The sequence below is a fragment of the Paraburkholderia sp. BL17N1 genome (assembly GCF_003634175.1).
Taxonomy (GTDB): Bacteria; Pseudomonadota; Gammaproteobacteria; order Burkholderiales; family Burkholderiaceae; genus Paraburkholderia.
Genome location: NZ_RBIW01000001.1, coordinates 1,030,578 through 1,048,400, shown reverse-complemented (window position 1 = coordinate 1,048,400; position 17,823 = coordinate 1,030,578). Strand labels below are relative to the sequence as shown.

General features: G+C 63.1%; 19 protein-coding genes and 2 pseudogenes. 16 read left to right on the top strand and 5 right to left on the bottom strand.

Going from position 1 to position 17,823, the window contains the following annotated elements; translation table 11 throughout:
- The first annotated feature begins 13 nt into the window (after positions 1-13).
- The 8 genes from B0G82_RS04520 (at position 14) to B0G82_RS04485 (ending at position 6,731) form a co-directional block, all read left to right on the top strand.
- Positions 14-976, top strand: coding sequence for an MlaD family protein (locus tag B0G82_RS04520; RefSeq protein ID WP_106282271.1), 963 nt, complete (start codon positions 14-16; stop codon positions 974-976).
- Positions 977-1,034: 58 nt separating this feature from the next.
- Entirely contained in the window at positions 1,035-1,661 is a 627-nt protein-coding gene (locus B0G82_RS04515) for an ABC-type transport auxiliary lipoprotein family protein (protein ID WP_116143131.1), read from the top strand.
- Positions 1,662-1,692: 31 nt separating this feature from the next.
- Positions 1,693-2,850, top strand: a complete 1,158-nt coding sequence (locus tag B0G82_RS04510) for a VanZ family protein (protein WP_121306759.1) — start codon at positions 1,693-1,695, stop codon at positions 2,848-2,850.
- Positions 2,851-2,985: 135 nt separating this feature from the next.
- Positions 2,986-3,309 carry a ferredoxin gene (locus B0G82_RS04505; RefSeq protein WP_106282268.1) on the top strand — a complete coding sequence of 108 codons (324 nt, stop codon included), beginning with the start codon at positions 2,986-2,988 and terminating at the stop codon, positions 3,307-3,309.
- Positions 3,310-3,317: 8 nt separating this feature from the next.
- On the top strand, positions 3,318-3,962 hold the full coding sequence (locus B0G82_RS04500) for an alpha/beta hydrolase (protein WP_116143127.1): 645 nt from the start codon (positions 3,318-3,320) through the stop codon (positions 3,960-3,962).
- A gap of 319 nt (positions 3,963-4,281) precedes the next feature.
- Positions 4,282-5,511: a D-alanyl-D-alanine carboxypeptidase family protein gene (locus tag B0G82_RS04495; RefSeq protein ID WP_121306758.1), complete on the top strand. Its 1,230-nt coding sequence runs from the start codon at positions 4,282-4,284 to the stop codon at positions 5,509-5,511.
- Positions 5,512-5,524: 13 nt separating this feature from the next.
- Positions 5,525-6,490 carry a D-amino acid aminotransferase gene (locus tag B0G82_RS04490; protein WP_121306757.1) on the top strand — a complete coding sequence of 322 codons (966 nt, stop codon included), beginning with the start codon at positions 5,525-5,527 and terminating at the stop codon, positions 6,488-6,490.
- Entirely contained in the window at positions 6,462-6,731 is a 270-nt protein-coding gene (locus B0G82_RS04485) for a DUF493 family protein (protein WP_106282264.1), read from the top strand. Before B0G82_RS04490 ends, B0G82_RS04485 begins: the two co-directional genes overlap by 29 nt.
- A gap of 21 nt (positions 6,732-6,752) precedes the next feature.
- Here B0G82_RS04485 and B0G82_RS04480 read toward each other — a convergent pair whose 3' ends face one another.
- Positions 6,753-7,721 carry a transcriptional regulator GcvA gene (locus B0G82_RS04480; RefSeq protein WP_121306756.1) on the bottom strand — a complete coding sequence of 323 codons (969 nt, stop codon included), beginning with the start codon at positions 7,719-7,721 and terminating at the stop codon, positions 6,753-6,755.
- A gap of 98 nt (positions 7,722-7,819) precedes the next feature.
- On the opposite strand from B0G82_RS04480, the gene B0G82_RS04475 reads away from it, so the two are divergent.
- From B0G82_RS04475 to lipA, 3 genes are all read left to right on the top strand, one after another.
- Complete coding sequence (locus tag B0G82_RS04475; protein ID WP_121306755.1) at positions 7,820-8,146, top strand: DUF2917 domain-containing protein; 327 nt, start codon at positions 7,820-7,822, stop codon at positions 8,144-8,146.
- Positions 8,147-8,351: 205 nt separating this feature from the next.
- Positions 8,352-9,077, top strand: a complete 726-nt coding sequence (gene lipB / locus B0G82_RS04470) for a lipoyl(octanoyl) transferase LipB (protein ID WP_121306754.1) — start codon at positions 8,352-8,354, stop codon at positions 9,075-9,077.
- A gap of 13 nt (positions 9,078-9,090) precedes the next feature.
- Entirely contained in the window at positions 9,091-10,098 is a 1,008-nt protein-coding gene (gene lipA, locus B0G82_RS04465) for a lipoyl synthase (protein ID WP_106282260.1), read from the top strand.
- Between the two features lie 119 nt (positions 10,099-10,217).
- Here the strand turns inward: lipA and B0G82_RS41045 are convergent, their stop codons facing one another.
- A complete protein-coding gene (locus B0G82_RS41045) occupies positions 10,218-10,352 on the bottom strand; it encodes a hypothetical protein (protein ID WP_258193327.1) in 135 nt (44 codons plus the stop codon).
- Positions 10,353-10,408: 56 nt separating this feature from the next.
- Positions 10,409-10,855 carry a hypothetical protein gene (locus tag B0G82_RS04460; protein ID WP_106282259.1) on the bottom strand — a complete coding sequence of 149 codons (447 nt, stop codon included), beginning with the start codon at positions 10,853-10,855 and terminating at the stop codon, positions 10,409-10,411.
- 186 nt (positions 10,856-11,041) lie between these two features.
- On the opposite strand from B0G82_RS04460, the pseudogene B0G82_RS41195 reads away from it, so the two are divergent.
- Both B0G82_RS41195 and B0G82_RS41190 read left to right on the top strand, forming a co-directional pair.
- Positions 11,042-11,431, top strand: a pseudogene (locus B0G82_RS41195) (glycine betaine ABC transporter substrate-binding protein); the annotation flags it as partial.
- Positions 11,429-12,077, top strand: a pseudogene (locus B0G82_RS41190) (ABC transporter permease subunit); the annotation flags it as partial. The pseudogenes B0G82_RS41195 and B0G82_RS41190, both read left to right, overlap by 3 nt.
- 31 nt (positions 12,078-12,108) lie before the next feature.
- Here the strand turns inward: B0G82_RS41190 and B0G82_RS04450 are convergent.
- The gene (locus tag B0G82_RS04450; protein ID WP_116143116.1) at positions 12,109-12,798 is read right to left on the bottom strand and encodes an HAD family hydrolase; all 690 of its coding nucleotides are present in this window, start codon (positions 12,796-12,798) and stop codon (positions 12,109-12,111) included.
- A 218-nt stretch (positions 12,799-13,016) separates the two neighbouring features.
- Here B0G82_RS04450 and B0G82_RS04445 point away from each other — a divergent pair, with 218 nt between their 5' ends.
- Complete coding sequence (locus B0G82_RS04445) at positions 13,017-14,684, top strand: Na/Pi cotransporter family protein (protein WP_121306753.1); 1,668 nt, start codon at positions 13,017-13,019, stop codon at positions 14,682-14,684.
- A 24-nt stretch (positions 14,685-14,708) separates the two neighbouring features.
- Here B0G82_RS04445 and B0G82_RS04440 read toward each other — a convergent pair whose 3' ends face one another.
- Positions 14,709-15,479: a DeoR/GlpR family DNA-binding transcription regulator gene (locus B0G82_RS04440; RefSeq protein WP_106302239.1), complete on the bottom strand. Its 771-nt coding sequence runs from the start codon at positions 15,477-15,479 to the stop codon at positions 14,709-14,711.
- A 311-nt stretch (positions 15,480-15,790) separates the two neighbouring features.
- Between B0G82_RS04440 and ugpQ the strand changes: the two genes are divergently transcribed.
- Both ugpQ and B0G82_RS04430 read left to right on the top strand, forming a co-directional pair.
- Positions 15,791-16,579, top strand: a complete 789-nt coding sequence (gene ugpQ, locus B0G82_RS04435; RefSeq protein WP_121306752.1) for a glycerophosphodiester phosphodiesterase — start codon at positions 15,791-15,793, stop codon at positions 16,577-16,579.
- A 106-nt stretch (positions 16,580-16,685) separates the two neighbouring features.
- Positions 16,686-17,801, top strand: a complete 1,116-nt coding sequence (locus tag B0G82_RS04430; protein ID WP_121306751.1) for an ABC transporter substrate-binding protein — start codon at positions 16,686-16,688, stop codon at positions 17,799-17,801.
- Positions 17,802-17,823 lie beyond the last annotated feature (22 nt).

Sequence of the window (17,823 nt, the reverse complement as noted above, 5' to 3'; positions counted from 1 at the left end):
AGGGAACCTGACAATGGAAAACAAATCACATGCCTTCTGGGCCGGGCTCTTCACGATCGTTTTGCTGGTGGCTATCGCGGTGGCGGCTTTTTTGTTCAATGTCGACCGTTCCGTGCGAGTGCCGTACGATCTGATCGCGCGCACCAATGTGACGGGCCTGTTTACCGACGCCGCGGTGCGTTATCGCGGGCTTGACGTCGGCAAGGTGCAGTCCATCAAGTTCGATCCGGCTCATCCGGGGCAGATTCTGATTCGTATCCTCGTCGATACGCACGCGCCGATTACCCATTCGACGTTCGGCAGCCTGGGTTTTCAGGGCGTCACGGGTATCGCCTTCATCCAGCTGGATGACAATGGGCGCGATCCGACGCCGCTGGCGTCGTCGTCGAAACAGGTGGCGCAGTTGCCGATGCGCCCCGGCTTGCTCGATCAACTGCAGCAACGCGGCGACGTGCTGCTGCGCAAACTCGAAAAAGTCACGGACGACGTCGACAATCTGCTGTCGCCGGAAATGGCCGCGCAGTTGCTGGGCACGGCTGCAAGCCTGCAGAAAGCCGCCGACGGCGTGGCTACGCTGACGCAGAAAATAACGCCGGCCGCCGGGATGCTGCCCGGCACGATCAACCGGCTGGATCGTACGCTGGCGTCGACCAATCAGCTGATCACCAGCCTGAACCGGCCGAACGGCCCGTTCGAGACCAACCTGAACAAGGTCGGCACGGCCGCGCAGCAAGCCGGCGACGCGCTGGTGTCGATCAACGGCGCGGTGCAGGAACTGTCGTCGCGGGTCGGCTACGACACCTTGCCGCGCGTCAACTCGCTCGCTGAAGACGTGCGCTCCGCGGCCCGCTCAGTGGACCGCGCCGCCGACACGTTCAGCACCAGCCCGCGCAGCGTGCTGTTCGGCGCGCCGGGTGCGGCACCCGGCCCCGGCGAAGCAGGCTTCAAATGGCCTGCCGCGCGCGCTGCCCAATGAGGTTGAAGCAATGAAGTTGAAGCAATGATTCTGAAGGTTTGAAGAAAGGAAGATTGTCATGTCACGCTCGATTCACCGATTCCTGTCCTCGAGCGCCGCGCTGGCGGTGCTGCTCGCATTCGGCGTGCTCGCCGCGGGCTGCGCCGGCACGCCGGCGGCGCTTTCGGACATCCGCTACGACTTCGGGCCGCCGAGTCCGGCAGCGTCCGCCGGCGCGTCGCCGGCCGTGAAGGTGCTCGATGTAAGCGCGCCCGACGTGCTCGAGTCGGATAAGCTGATGTACCGCCTGAGCTACGCCGACGCGCAGCAGACCGCTGCGTACGCAAATAGCCACTGGACCATGACGCCCTCGCAGTTGCTGACCCAGCGTCTGCGCGGCGCGCTCAGTTCGCGCGGCACGGTGCTGACCGGCGCCGACGGCGTCGCGGCGCCGGTGTTGAAGGTCGACCTGAGCGAGTTCGAGCAGGTTTTCGACAGCCAGTCCGAAAGTCACGCCGCAGTCACCGCGCGCGCCACCCTCACGCAAAGCGGCAAGGTGCTCAGTCAGCGCACGTTCATCGCGCGGGCGCCGTCCAGGTCGGCGGACGCCGCCGGCGGCGCGCAGGCGCTCGCCAGCGCCAGCGACGATCTCGTCTCGCAGATCGGCGCGTGGCTCGGCGTGCAGGCGCTGGTCGCCGCGCAATGACCGGCTTGCAGCGCACATTGCGGAGCGCTGCATGAGCGTGAAACCCTGGGCGCGCCGTCCGTCGGTGCTCGCCCGGCAGGCGCTGGTGCTGTACACCGCGTTGATCGTCTACGGTTCGTGGTATCCGTTTTCGGGCTGGCGTTCGCTTGGCCTCGGTCCGTTTGCCTATCTGTCCGATCCCATGCCGCAGTACCTGACGGCGTTCGACGTCGTCACCAACGTGCTCGGCTATATGCCGTTCGGCGCGCTGGTGGTGCTCGCGGCCTATCCGCGCTGGCGCGGCACGCTGGCGGTCGCGTTCGCCTTCGTGCTCGGCGGAGTGTTGTCCGGCGTGATGGAAGCCGTGCAAACCTATTTGCCGACGCGTGTCGCCTCCAACCTCGATCTCGCCGCCAACGCGCTCGGTGCGCTGCTCGGCGCGGCGATCATGTCGCCGGCGACGGGCGCGCTGCTCGATCGCGGCTTGCTGCGGCGCGTGCGGCTTCTGTGGTTCGAGCGCGATCGTGCCGCGCTCGCGTGCCTGGTCGCGGCGTGGCCGTTCGCGACGATGTACCCGGCGCCGCGCCTGTTCGGTCTCGGCAACTGGCCGCGCGCGCTCTGGCTGCGTTTCGATTCGACCACGCAAGACGCCTTGCTCGCATGGACGCCGCCGGGCTGGCACGTCGGCGCCTGGCCGGCGCTCGTCGCCGCGTGGCTGCCTGACGACGCGTGGGAAGCCGTGATCACCACGCTCAACCTGTTCGCCGCGCTCGCGCTGGCATCGTTGCCGGTCCGCCGCCCCGCGCCGCGCGCGCGCCTGTTGCTGCTGTTTATCGTGATCACCTTGTGCGTGAAGGCGGGCGCGACCTTTCTGCAATCGCAGTCCGGTCTCGCGTTCGACTGGGCGACGCCTGGCGCGTTGGTCGGTCTTGTGTGCGGGACCGCCGCAGCACTCCTCGCGTTGCGCCTGCAGCGCCGATCGCGCGCCGCGCTTGCGGGTGTCGCGCTGACGATCGCGCTGGTGTTCGTCAATCTGCTGCCCGTGAATCCATACTTCGATGCCGTGCTCGCCGACTGGCGGCAAGGGCGTTACCTGCACTTCAACGGACTGGCGCATTGGCTCGCGTGGATCTGGCCGTATGCGGCGCTCGTGTGGCTGGCGTATGTGGTCGAACTGGCGTGGCTCAAGCGGCGCATGAAACACACGTGAAGGGGCGCGGCGCGTGGCGCAGCGGTGGACCGCGTCAGCGACCGCTAGCCTCGCTCGTTATAATCGTTCGCACAACTGGCGCGCCGCGTGCATCCAGCGCCATTCCCCACACCGACTGTCTCGCCTCCGGACATCATGGATTCCTTCTATAAGTACCACGTCTTCTTCTGTCTCAATCAGCGCGAGCCCGGCGCCGAACGCCCAAGCTGCGCGAACTGCAATGCACAGGAGATGCAGGAGTACGCGAAGAAACGCGTGAAAAAACTGGGTCTCGCTGGTCCAGGTCAGGTGCGCATCAATAAGGCCGGCTGCCTCGACCGCTGCGAACTCGGCCCGACGCTCGTCGTGTATCCGGAAGGCATCTGGTACACCTACGTCGACGAGAGCGACATCGACGAAATCGTCGACTCGCACCTCGCGAACGGCAAGATCGTCGAGCGTCTGAAAATCGATCAATAAGCCTCGCCATGAACGTACACACCAAAAAATATCTGATCGACGGCCCCGTCGGCAAGATCGAGGTCGCGCTGGATCTGCCCGACGAAACCCGCGAAAACGGCGCGGCGCCGCGCGGCATCGCGCTGGTTGCGCATCCGCATCCGCTGTTCGGCGGCACGATGGACAACAAGGTCGCGCAGACGCTCGCGCGCACGCTCGTGCAGCTGAACTACGTGACGTATCGCTCGAATTTTCGCGGCGTTGGCCAAACGCATGGCGAGCATGACGCGGGCATTGGCGAGCGCGACGACTTGCGCGCCGTGCTGGATCACATGCGTGCTGAACCGGGCCAAGGCGATCTGCCCCTCGTGCTGGCGGGTTTTTCGTTCGGCACATTCGTGCTGTCGCACGTGGCGGCGCAACTGCGCGAAGAAGGCCAGCAGATCGAGCGAATGGTGCTGGTCGGCACGGCCGCGAGCCGCTGGGAGGTCGCCCCGGTGCCGGAAAATACACTCGTGATTCACGGCGAAACCGACGAGACAGTTCCCATTCAATCCGTTTACGACTGGGCGCGGCCGCAAGAATTGCCGGTTGTCGTGATTCCGGGGGCGGAGCATTTTCTGCATCGCAAGTTGCACGTTCTGAAGCGGATCATAGTCGACGCCTGGCGGTAAGCTGCGCGCGATGTGTGTTTTCCGGGGTACAGGTACGCACAAACGCAAATTAATCGCCGGCCTTTGCGCAAAGTAACGGGGAGAGCGCGCGTATAATGGCGACTCTTTTTTGGGCGCAGCGCCGCCCATCCGGCAGTTCGCGCGACGCGTAGCGTCTTTTCGCGCGCAGCGGTGCCGGATGCCGGCGTGCTGCGCGAACCGATCGCGTGGCCGGAAGTCCAACGGGCGCCGCGCCGTTTTTGCGGCCAGACGCTCGCCGACCGGCTCTTCCAAACTCTGCGCCCTGCGCGCGCTGTATTTTTCTGCACGAATCGACCCTATGCGTTTTTCCACCTCCGGCCGCACGTCCTTCCCTTCAGTCGCTTCCTTTGTTCCTTCTACGCTTAGCCGTGCCGTGACCCTCGGCGTCGTGCTGCCGGCCACGCTCCTCGCCAGCACCGCGTTCGCGCAAGTGCCGCCGCCGGCCGTGAACGCGCGCTCGTGGGTGCTCGTCGATGCGACCAGCAACCAGGTGCTCGCCTCGGGCAATCCGGACGAGCGCGTGGAACCGGCGTCGCTGACCAAGCTGATGACGGCCTACCTCGTCTTCGAAGCACTGCAGACGAAGAAGATCAACATGGAACAGACGGTCATGCCGAGCGAAGCGGTGCGCCGCGTGCGCACCGACGAATCGCGCATGTTCATCGAAGCCAACAAGCCGGTGACCGTGCACGATCTGGTGTACGGCATGATCATCCAGTCGGGTAACGACGCGGCGATCGCGCTGGCCGAACTGGTTGGCGGCAGCGAGTCGCAGTTTGTGAACATGATGAACAACGAAGCGCAGAAGCTCGGCATGAAGAACACGCATTTCGCCGACGTGAACGGCATGCCCGATCCGCAGCACTACACCACGGCGGGCGACCTCGCGGTGCTGTCGGCGCGTCTGATTCGCGACTTCCCTGACTACTACAACATCTTCTCGGTCAAGGAGTTCACATACAACAAGATCAAGCAGCCGAACCGCAACCGTCTGCTGTGGATCGACCCGACCGTCGACGGTCTGAAGACCGGTCACACGCAAGCCGCCGGTTACTGCCTGATCGCGAGCGCGAAGCGTTCGCTGCCGGGCGCGACCGACGCGTCACGCCGTCTCGTCTCGGTCATGATGGGCGAGACCAAGGAACACGACCGCGTGCAGGACAGCCTGAAGATGCTGAACTACGGCTACAGCGCGTACGACACGGTGCGTCTGTACAAGGCGAATCAGGTGGTGGGCACGCCGCGCGTCTACAAGGGTGCGCAGGACACCGTGCAGATCGGTGTGAAGAGCGACCAGTACATCACCGTGCCGAAGGGCATGGGCGACAAGGTGAAGCCGCAGATCGAGCAGATCGATCCGCTGATCGCGCCGATCGCGAACGGTCAGCAGGTCGGTACCGCGAAGCTCGTGGCCGACGGCAAGGTGCTCGCGCAGTTCCCGATCGTGGCCCTGCAGGCTGTGCCGCAAGCGGGCGTGGTCGGCCGCGTGTGGGACTCGCTGATGCTCATGTTCAACAAGAAGAAGTAAGAGCCTGATTGCAATGACCGCTGTTGCCGATGTTTCGCCTGATCCGATTGTCTATTTGAACGGCGAGTTGGTGCCGTTGTCCGAAGCGCGCGTGCCGGTTCTCGACCGCAGCTTTATTTTCGGCGACGGCATTTACGAAGTTGCGCCTTTGTATGCGCCGACCGGGGGCGCGCGCGGCCGCACGCCGTTCCGTTTCCAGCAGCACCTGGCGCGCCTCGCCCGCTCGGTCGACAAGATCGGCATCGTCAATCCGTTTGACGACGCCGGCTGGCGCGTGCTGATCGAGCGCGTGGTCGCGGCGAACGAGGTGGACGGCGGTTTGCGCGCCGATCAGGATGCGATTGCCTATATTCAGGTCACGCGCGGCGTCGCCAAACGCGGTCATGCGTTTCCGGCCGGCATCCAGCCGACCGTGTTCGTGATGGTCACGCCGCTGCACCTGCCGGACGCGGCGCAGCGTGCGCAAGGCGTGCGCTGCGTGACGGCGGAAGATCGCCGCTGGCTCAATTGCGACATCAAGTCCGTGTCGCTGCTCGGCAACGTGCTGATGGCGCAATATGCCGCGGAGAACGACGCGTTCGAGACGATCCAGTTTCGCGACGGCATGCTCACCGAAGGGTCGTCGTCGAATGTGTGGATGGTGAAGGACGGCGTGTTGTCCGCGCCGCCGCGCAGCCACAAGATTCTCGAAGGGATCCGCTACGGCCTGATCGAGGAACTGACGAGCGAATGCGGCATCCGTTTCGAAGCGCGTGAGATTACCGAAGCCGAACTGCGCGCGGCGGACGAGATAATCGTCAGTTCGGCAACCAAGGAAGTGCTGCCGGTCACGCAGCTCGATGGCCGGCCGGTCGGCGAAGGTACGCCGGGTGCGGTCTTTGCGGCGCTGTATGCGGCGTATCAGCGAGCCAAGGCCCAGCAAGCGCGCGAGGCGCAGCAAGGAGTAGAGAATGAGTTCCGTGAACGAGTCACTGTTTGAGTTTCCTTGCGATTTCCCGATCAAGATCATGGGCAAATCGCACCCCGAGTTCGCCGAGACGATCGTCACGGTGGTGCGGCAGTTCGACAACGAGGTCGATGCCTCGCGCATCGAAACTCGGCCGTCCAGCGGCGGCAACTACACGGGCCTGACTGTCACGGTGCGCGCCACGAGCCGTGAGCAGCTCGACGACATCTATCGCGCGCTCACCGGCCATCCAATGGTCAAAGTGGTGCTTTAAAGCCCTTCGTTCGTATACGTGTTACGGCGTGACGTGCAATGCGTCCGCCGGTAGATCGGCGCTTGCAGCAGGTCGTAGCTCGCAAGCCCGGTCGAACAACTGCTTGAAGCGTCCTACCTCCTCGAACACCCAGTCGCGAAACGCTTTCACACGGGCGGTTTCGAGCATCTGCGGCGTGCAGATGAAGTAGTACTGCCACGGGCTCGGGCCATCCACGTCGAAAAGCCGCACGAGGCGGCCCGCCGCGATTTCTGGCATGGCCAGCGAGCGGCGCGTGAGCGCGACGCCCTGGCCGTCGATGGCCGCCTGCAGCAGATTCGACGAATCCTGGTACAGCACGCCGCGCTTCGGCTCGGGCCAGTCGGTGAGCCCGGCGGCGTCGAACCAGGGACGCCAGAGTTCGTCGTCGGAACGCAGCAGCGGGACTTTGGCCAGATCGGCCGGCGTTTGCGGCAGCTTGCCGCCATTGAAATCCGGCGCGCAGGCGGGAAAGAAAATCTCCTCCAGCAGCAACTCCGAATGCAGACCCGAATATTTACCGAAGCCGAAACGGATCGCCACGTCCACGTCGTCGCGCGCGAAGTCCGTGAGCGCGTTGGTGGACAGCAGTTCGAGGTCCCACTGCGGATGCGCTTCGATAAAGCTGCCGACGCGTGGCGTCACCCAGCGCGCGGCAAACGACGACAGCATGGACACCACCAGCCGCCGCTCGCGATCGCCGGCGCGGATTTCGCGGGTGGCGTCGGCGAGCGCCATGAGCGCCGAGCGCACGTGTGTGGCGTAGCGCCGGCCGGTTTCGGTGAGCCGCACGCGTTTGCCGTCGCGCGCGAACAACGAGACGCCGAGTTCGGCTTCGAGCGCGCGGATCTGGTGGCTGACGGCGCCGTGGGTGACGAAGAGTTCGTCGGCGGCGCGCGAGAAGCTTTCGTGGCGGGCGGCCGCTTCGAATGCCTTGATTGCGTTCAGGGCGGGTAATTGCCGAAGGTCCATGCCAATATTTCTCACATAGAGGTGAAAATAGATCGTTTTGCGTAAACCCTTGTTACGCCTAGGATTGTAGTCATGAAACGACTTTTTGAGAGGGCATCATGCGAGAAATTTCCTCTAGCATCGCGTTTGAAATCCGCACTGGCGAGACAGTTCCCCTCAAGGTGGCGCGCAGCACCAGGCTGGTCGTTCGTGGCGGCGCGGTTTGGGTCACGCGCAGCGACGACACGGAAGATTACTGGCTGCAACCTGGTCATACGCTGCGGTTGCGGCGCGGTGAACGGCTGTGGCTCAGCGCCGAGGGCAACGGGCAAGCGAGAGTGGCGTTTTCAGTGCCCACTCGCTGCGACGAGCGCGCGTTGAACTGGTTTGCGCGCATCGGCGAACGATTGGTGGCGCGTGTAAGAGGCGGCTGGCGTACGGTTTGAAGGTACTGCCGCGGGCGCGATGGTTTAACCGAATCGCGCGCCGCAGCGGAACGTGGCGGGTGCCGCGGGCACAGCCTGGCACCACCGGCGCGGCCGCGCTGAGGTGAATTGGCACTTCGACGCGCCGCCACGCTACAGAGACCTGGCGCTTCCAACTCCGCCGCCTCCGGCGGGGATTCCCAGATTTCGGTAGACTGCGGAGATTATGTCCGCCACCCCGGTTTCCCCGAGTCCCTTACCCTACACGACACCGCTCACGCTGCGTTGGCGTGGCAGCGAACCCTACGAAGCCAGTTTCGAAGCCATGCGCACGTTCACCGACGAACGCACGGCCGACACCCCCGACGAAATCTGGCTAGTCGAACATCCACCGGTCTTCACCTTAGGCCAGGCGGGCGATCCGGCCCATCTGCTGGCCGCCGACAGTGGTATTCCTCTGGTGAAAGTCGATCGGGGCGGGCAGATCACCTATCACGGGCCGGGGCAGGTCGTGGCCTACCTGCTGCTCGATTTGCGCCGCCGCAAATTGATGGTGCGCGAACTCGTCACGCGGATCGAGCAAGCCGTGATCGACACCCTTGCGGCGTATAATCTCGCCGGAGAACGAAAGGCGGGCGCCCCCGGTATCTACGTGGCGCCGGGGCCTGACGTCAGGCTGCACGCCGGCGCCAAGATTGCGGCGCTGGGTCTGAAGATCCGCAACGGCTGCAGTTATCACGGCGTGAGCCTGAATGTGAACATGGACTTGCGGCCGTTTCTGGCCATCAATCCATGTGGCTACGCGGGGCTCGAAACAGTCGACATGGCAACGCTTGGCGTGATTGCCGGCTGGGACGACGTGGCCCGCACCTTTGCAGAACGCCTCACGGCAAACCTCGACGGCAGTCCCGCAGCCGTCGCCCAACCACAGGCCGGTGCCCTCACCGCCTGACTGGATCGAACGAATGACTGACGTTACCGCGAACCTCGCAGCTTCCCCCGCTCCTGACGCCGTGCCGGCTTCCGCCGCCGCTTATGACGCGACCGCAAAGCAGAAGGCGCAGGCCAAGACCGCCCGTATTCCGATCAAGATCGTCCCGATCGAAAAGCTCAAGAAGCCCGACTGGATCCGCGTCAAAGCGGCGACCGGCAATTCGCGTTTCTACGAAATCAAGCAGATTCTGCGCGAGCACAACCTGCATACGGTGTGTGAAGAAGCGAGCTGCCCGAACATCGGCGAATGCTTCGGCAAGGGCACGGCGACCTTCATGATCATGGGCGACAAGTGCACGCGCCGCTGTCCATTCTGCGACGTCGGCCACGGCCGTCCGGATCCGCTCGATGTGGACGAACCGGGTAATCTCGCGCGCACCATTGCCGCGTTGAAGCTCAAGTACGTGGTGATCACCAGCGTCGACCGTGACGATTTACGTGACGGCGGCGCCGCTCACTTCGTGGAATGTATCCGTCAGACGCGCGAGCTTTCGCCGGAGACGCGCATCGAAATTCTGACGCCGGACTTCCGTGGCCGTCTGGATCGCGCGATCGGTATTCTGAATGCCGCGCCGCCCGATGTGATGAATCACAATCTCGAAACGGTGCCGCGTCTGTACAAGGAAGCGCGCCCGGGTTCGGACTACGCGCATTCGCTGAAGCTGCTGAAAGACTTCAAGGCACTGCACCCTGAAGTCGCCACCAAGTCCGGTCTGATGGTCGGCCTCGGTGAAACCGAAGAAGAGATTCTGCAGGTGATGCGCGACCTGCGTGAACACGACGTGGACATGCTGACGATCGGACAGTATCTGCAGCCGTCGGAGCACCATCTGCCGGTGCGTTCTTACGTGCACCCGGACACGTTCAAGATGTACGAGGAAGAAGCGTACAAGATGGGTTTTACGCACGCAGCCGTGGGCGCGATGGTTCGCTCCAGCTACCACGCCGATTTGCAGGCGCATGGGGCTGGTGTGGTCTGAGCGTTTTAGCTAATAGCTGTCAGTATGAGAAAAGCCTGCACGCGTTGCAGGCTTTTTTCTTGTGGGCGGTCAGATTCTGAATGCCGATGCAGCGCAGTTTCGCGCTTCTCCGCGAAGAATTACCGGTAGTAACGCGCGAGCAGCATGCAGATCGAGGCGATCGTGCTACCAATGACTGAAAATGGAGCGGCCAGTTCGATCAGGCGATCGCGCACATCGCGATTTTCCATGACGTAGTCGATCAGATTGGGCATTTGAGTTCTCCCTGTTGGACGTGCTTAAAAGTATAGCTCAGAGGGTTGCTAATTAGTTAGTTTAACGAATAATGAGATAGGGCGAATGAGGCGGCCACTGCAGCAGTCATGATAGTGGATGTCCACATCAACTTCCGTTCGCGTGCCTCGTCGCCGTGACGATAGTCAGGATTGGGCGTTGAGTCAGCAGCGCCGAACGACACGAGGATGGATGCCACGACGAGAAATAGAACATGCCAGAGCAGTCCTGCCAACATGAAAGCCAGCCTGCTGTTCGTCGATGCATCGCCCAACGCGCTGCCGATTTCATAACACGCGCTGGCGCACATTGAGATGACGACCCAGAGAAGTTGACCGTTCTGCACTGAGCGTATCGCAATACCGTTGGACGACTGCCGATAGAACCGCGAAAAGCTCAACAGAGGCAGCAACGCAAAGGGCGCACACACCGGCACGCCGACGTTGAAAAGCAACCAGCTAAGGCGGCCGACGAAATCGATCATAGGAATGCGAAGGTTTAGCGACGCAACGATATTCCCGCCGCGTCAAGCGCGGGTCAATCCGCCGAACGGCCAGCTTGCGCACACAAGCCACTATCCGCGATCATTCGCTGGAGCCGCCCGACTGCCCGTCGCAGCAGTAGCCGCGAGCCAACCGAACGTGAAAAGCAATGCTCGCCGTTTGCTTGCGTGGCGCACGCCGACACCAAAGAGGTCGAGATCGCGTATCAGGACATGGTGGTGCCCTGGCGTTATGCGCAGGCTACCGGTGAAGTGGAGAAAGCGACCGGCTACAAAGTCACCTACCGCAAGTTGGGCAGCGGTGCCGACGTGATCCGCGCGCTGGCCTCCGGTTCGGTGCAACCCGGTGAAGCCGGTTCGAGCCCGATCGCGGCGGGTCTGTCGCAGGGCGTGGATATTTCGCTGTTCTGGATTCTTGACAATATCAACGACGCCGAAGCGCTGGTCGCACGCGATGGCTCCAATGTAACGAGCGTCGCCGGTCTCAAAGGCAAGAAGATCGGTGTGCCGTTCGTATCGACGTCGCACTTTCACACGCTGGTTGCGTTGCAGAGCGCCGTATGGACCGCCTTCCTCGATGCGTGGCACGGCCGCATTCAAGGCGGCTTCCGCTCTCGGAGCATCTCGCGTGGAGCGCGTTGCGCGTGTTCGGCGCGTTTGCTTTGGCCGCGCTCACGGCTGTGCCGGTCGGTATCCTGATGGGCGCGAGCCGGGTCGCGCGCGGCCTTCTCGATCTGCCGCTCGAGTCTATCGACCATTGCCGCCGCTCGCTTATCTGCCGCTCGTGGTGATCTGGTTCGGCATCGACGAAACGGCGAAGATCGTCGTGATCTATCTTGCCTGCTTCGCGCCGATTGCCATGGCCGCGCGCGCGGGCGTGCGCAGCGCCACCATCGAGCAGATTCATGCGGCGTATTCGCTGGGAGGCCGCTTCTCGCAGATCGTGCGGCATGTGGTTTTGTCTGCGGCGTTGCCGGAGATTCTCACCGGACTGCGCATTGCAATCGGCTTCGGCTGGACGACGCTGGTCGCCGCGGAAATGGTCGCGGCCACTGCGGGCCTGGGTCAGATGGTGCTCAACGCGTCGAGCTTTCTGCGCACCGACGTCGTGGTAATGGGCATCGTGCTGATCGGGTTGATCGCGTGGCTGTTCGATCTGGGCATGCGCGCGTTTGAGCGGCGGCTCGTGCCTTGGAAAGGGCGCGTACAACGCAGCGGCCGCGCGCGGTCAGCGCTCAGGCCCGGTCAAACAGCTCGATTACCGGCCAGCCGCGGTCCGTGGCGATGGCACGCAAACGCGCATCAGGGTTGGTCGCGACCGGATTCGTGACGCGCTCCAGCAAAGGCACGTCGTTGATCGAATCGCTATAGAACCAGCTCTGCGGGAAATCCTGCAGACGGTGTCCGAGCGAGGCCAGCCAGCTCTCGGTGCGCGTGATCTTGCCTTCGCGGAAGGTGGGCGTGCCGACCGCCATCCCCGTGAAACGCGCCAACGGATCGCCGCCTTCGGTGCCAAGTTCGATTCCCAGCAGATGCTCGAAACCGAGCGCCTTGCCGATCGGCTCCGTGATGAACACATTAGTTGCGGTGACGATGCAGCAAAGGTCGTCCGCATCGAGATGGCGTTGCACGAGCGCGCGCGCTGCCGGCAGGATGGCCGGCGCGATCACCTGTTGCATAAACTGCTCATGCCACATGTCCAGTTGCTCGCGCGAGTGGCGGGCAAGCGGCGCCAGCGTGTAGTTCAGATAAGCGGCCATGTCGAGCGTGCCGGCCACGTACTGCTGGTAGTAATCGTCGATTTCCTGCGCGTGTCGCGCGGCGCCTTCTATCCCCAATCCGGCAATGAAGTGGGCCCACGCCTGATCGCTGTCCAGCGGCAGCAAAGTGTGATCCAGGTCGAACAGCGCAAGGTTGCGGCTCATCCAGCGTTCCCGTGGTTAGGTGGTCGAGTGGCAGGAGTCGCCGCATGACTGACCAAGAGCCGGCACACAGCAATCCACAGCTTTGCCCGAGCCTATATTTAAAAGCACAAAATTACAATAAGGCAAAAATATGCAACACTACTGTCATACGCCCCGGGTGCCGGTTCGCGCGGCATGCGGTTCGGGTCATGGCAGCAGGAATGGATGCGCAGTGCCTTATGTTGATTCTCCTAAACCTTCTGGCCGGTGTGGCGCTCCTCGTGTGGGGTTCGCATATTGTGCGCACCGGCATCCTGCGAGTCCTCGGCGCCGACCTGCGCAGTGTGCTGGGGCGCAGCACCAGTAGCTGCGGGCGGGCTTTTCTCTCGGGTGTCGGCGTTACGAGTCTCGTGCAAAGCAGTAATGCCACCGCGGTGATCGTCACATCGTTCGCGGCGCAGGGATTGTTGCCGCTCACCAGCGGCCTTGCGATCATGCTCGGCGCTGATGTCGGCACCGCATTGATGGCGCGGATTCTCACACTCGACCTATCCTGGTTGTCGCCGATCCTGATTCTGCTCGGCGTGCCGCTGTTCCTGTCACGCAAGCAAACCCGTCTCGGCCAGGCCGGCCGCACGTTGATCGGCCTCGGTTTGATCCTGCTGGCGCTGCGTTTGATCGTCGAAGCCGCGCAGCCGATGATGCACGGCGCCGGCGTGCGCGTCATGTTCGGTGCGTTGACCGGCGACACCATGCTCGACGCGCTGGTCGGCGCCGCGTTTGCCATGCTGTCCTATTCGAGCCTCGCCGCCGTGTTGCTCACCGCAACACTCGCCTCGTCCGGCGTGATTTCGCTGAAAGTCGCGCTGTGCCTCGTGATCGGCGCGAATCTCGGCAGCGGCCTGCTCGCGCTGCTCGGCACCGTCGCGCAAAACGCGGCGGCGCGGCGTCTTGCTTTGGGCAGCTTTGCGTTCAAGCTGGCCGGCGCGCTGCTGATCCTGCCGTTCACTTCGCTGCTCGCACGGGGTTTGCCGGTGCTGATCGCGAACCCGCGTGAAGCCACGGTCGGCTTCCACCTGATCTACAACACGCTGCGCTGCTGCGCGTGCCTGTCGCTGATCGACCCGGTGGCGCGTATCTGCGCGCGCGTGTTGCCCGACCGGCCGGTGCCGGGCGGTGAGTTGCGGCCCCTGCATCTGGATGCCGCCGCGTTGTCCACGCCGACGCTCGCGCTCGCGCATGCCTCACGGGAGGTGCTGCGGATCGGCGACATCGTGCGATCCATGCTCGACAATGTCGCGGATCTGATCCATTACAACAATCTCGACAAAGCGCGCGAAACGGTGCGCATGGACGACGATGTGGATGAGCTCTACGCCGCCGTCAAATCCTATCTGACGCTCATCTCGCGCGAGCAACTCGACGAGGCCGACAGCCGCCGCTGGACCGACATCATTTCATTGACGATCAACCTGGAGCATGCGGGCGACATCATCGAGCGGATCGTGGGGGACATCGAGGAAAAGAAGATCGCTCATCGCCTGTCGTTTTCGGAAGAAGGGCTGGGCGAACTGGACGACTTGCAGGCGCGGCTCGTCAGCAATCTGCAGCTTGGCCTGTCGGTGTTTCTGAATAACGATCTGCGTTGCGCCGAGCGCCTGCTCGCGGAGAAGGAGCGCTTTCGCGATCTGGAGCGCGCCTATTCCTACCGGCATCTGGACCGGCTTACCGGACAGACCTTGCGAAGCATCGAGACAAGTGCGCTGCATCTCGATCTGATCAGCGACATGAAGCGGCTCAATTCACTGTTCTGTTCGACCGCCTATCCGGTACTCGACGCAGCCGGCGCGTTGCACGACACGCGCTTGCGCAAGCGTTCGCTCGATACGATGCACGTGAAGGAATAACGCTCGAGTCTCCCGACTCAAACCCTAAGCAAGCACGATCTCTTCGAGCTTCTTTTTCAGCGATGCGAAATCGGCGGCTTCGGCCGCTTTTTTGTTGGTGACGAGCACGTCGATCCGATCGACCGGGCAGTACGAGATACGGCTGCGCTGACCGATCTTGCTGTAGTCGGCGAGGATCACCACGCGGTCCGCGTTGGCGACCATGGCGCGCGCCACTTCGGTTTCGGCGTGATCGTAATTGGTCGCGCCATGCCGGTGGTCGATGCCGACCGGCGACAGCAGCGCGAGGTCCGCGCGATAGCGCTGGATGTCGAGCACGGTCGTCGCGCCGGTGGTTGCCATGGCGCGGTCGCTGATCGAGCCGCCGAGCAGGATGACTTCGTTGGCGGCTTCGGTCTGATCGACCGCGCCGCGCATCTTCAGTGCGACGTCGATCGAATTGGTGACGATGGTGAGGTTGGCGAGCTTCGCCAATTCTTCGGCCAGCGCGGCGGTGGTGGTGCCGGCGTCGATGAACAGCGTCTGGCCGCTCGCGATCAAACCCGTGGCCGCCTTCGCAATCGCCGTTTTGGATTTGACGCGCATGTGGGCGCGTTCGGCGATCGGCGCTTCGTCGGCGGGCTTGATCGCGCCGCCGTGCACACGCCGCAATTCACCGAGCGCTTCGAGATCGAGCAGGTCGCGCCGCACGGTTTCGCGCGATACCCCGAGGTCCGCCATGATGCGTTCCGTGGACACGCGTTGCAGCGTGGACAGCAACGCGCGAATTCTCTGATGACGGTCTTCCTGCCACATTCATTTTTCCCTGGATGCGTACGCGCGTTGGTTCAGCCTGTATTTAACTGCGACATCGTGGCCACGAATGTGTGTCGGGACGATGTCAAGCCTACTACTTTAGTCGAATTGTGTTGTATTTTTTTGGCAGCTTGCAAGTTTGTGTATTTCAACTTAGCCTTCGCAGATCGAAGCGCGCAGTCTATTCGAACATCAAATGTTCGGAAAGGAAATGAAGTCCGCGCATGCCATCATGATGGCCGAGGCGGTGGTGACGGCCGGGAACGTGTCGAGAGCATGGTCAACCCGCTCTATCTGAAAGGTAACGAGACGTGGGAAACGGGATTAATCGCACCTTATCCGCAGACTGGCCTTATCCGCGACTGGCCGCCCATCGCTGCGGCGGCACGCTGGCGCCGGAAAACACTCTCGCCGGTTTCGACGCCTGCGTGCGTTATGGCTACCGCATGGTCGAATTCGACGCCAAGCTATCCGCCGACAACCATCTCTTCCTGCTGCACGACGACACGCTCGAGCGCACCACCAACGGCCACGGTGCCGCCGCCGAACACACATGGCAGCAGCTGGCGACGCTCGACGCCGGCTCCTGGTACGGACCGCAATTCGCCGGCACGCGGTTGCCGACGCTTGCCGAGGCGGCCGAACGCTGCGCGCGCGACGGCATTGCCGCCAACATCGAAATCAAGCCCTGTCCAGGCCGCGACGAGATCACCGGCACGCTGGTGGCGCGCGGCGCGCTGACCTTGTGGCAAGGACAGAAGACGCCGCCGCTGCTGTCGTCGTTTTCGTTCGAGGCGCTCGCCGCAGCGCGCGACGCCGCGCCGTCCGTGCAACGCGGCATGCTGTTCGACGAAATTCCTGACGACTGGCTGCGCATCGTGCGTGAACTGGACTGTGTGTCATTTCACGCGAACCAACGCTATCTCACCGAGCGGCTGGTCGCGGAGGTTCACTGCGCCGGCCTGCGCGTGCTGGCCTACACCGTCAACGAACCGGCGCGCGCGCAACTGCTCGCGCAATGGGGCGTCGACATGATTTGTACAGATCGCATCGATACACTGCGACACGACATGTTCCCAGTGCCGGCCAACCCGGCCTGAGCGACATAGCGCGGGTGCGCAAGTGCGAGCTTGCAGAGGCGCGCCCCGAAGTTCGAACCAGAAATTTTCCAAACGTAGCAATTTCGGCAGAGGATGGGGAACGACTATGAACCGCACCGCGTTAGCTCGCATACTTTCGATGTCGGCCGTTGCGGGTGTCGCCGCCGCCGGCGCTAGCAGCAGCGCTTCGGCCGCGCCGCTCGACGCACTGATCGCCGCAGCCAAGCAGGAAGGCCAACTCACCGTGATCGCGCTGCCGCACGACTGGTGCAACTACGGCGAACTGGTCGCAGGCTTTCAGAAGAAGTACGGCATCAAGATCAACGAACTGAATCCGGATGCGGGTTCGGGCGACGAAGTCGAAGCCATCAAGGCGAACAAGGGCAACAAGGGGCCGCAGGCGCCCGACGTGATCGACGTGGGCCTGTCGTTCGGTCCGTCCGCGAAAGCTGAAGGGCTGCTGCAGCCGTACAAGGTCGCCTCGTGGAACTCGATCCCGAAAGAGTCGAAGGATGCCGACGGCTATTGGTATGGCGATTACTACGGTGTGCTCGCTTTCGAAGTCAATGCCGACATGATCGACAAGGCGCCGTCCGACTGGAGCGATCTGCTCAAGCCGGACTACAAGAACGCCGTCTCGCTCGCGGGCGACCCGCGCTCGGCCAATCAGGCGATCCAGGCCGTGTACGCCGCCGGTCTGTCGCAAAGCAAGGGCGATGCAAGCAAGGCCGGTCAGGCCGGCCTCACGTATTTCGCCAACCTGAACAAGAGCGGCAACTTCGTGCCGGTGATCGGCAAGGCGGCATCTCTCGCGCAAGGCACCACGCCGATCATCGTGCGTTGGGACTACAACGCGCTGGCTGACCGCGACACGCTCAAGGGCAACCCGAAGGTGAATGTGGTGATTCCGAAAACGGGTGTGGTCGCCGGCGTGTACGTGCAGGCAATCAGCGCTTATGCGCCGCATCCGAACGCAGCCAAGCTGTGGATGGAATACCTGTACTCCGACGAAGGCCAGATCGGCTGGCTGAAGGGCTATTGCCATCCGATGCGCTACAACGACTTGGTGAGCGGCAAGAAAGTGCCGCAAGCGCTGCTCGACAAACTGCCGCCGCCGTCGGCCTACAAGAACGTGGTGTTCCCGACGCTCTCGCAACAGGACGCGTACAAGGACACCATCACGAAGCACTGGGATGAAGCGGTCGGCGCGAACGTCAAGTAAGCGGCGTAGCGTGAGCCGCGGC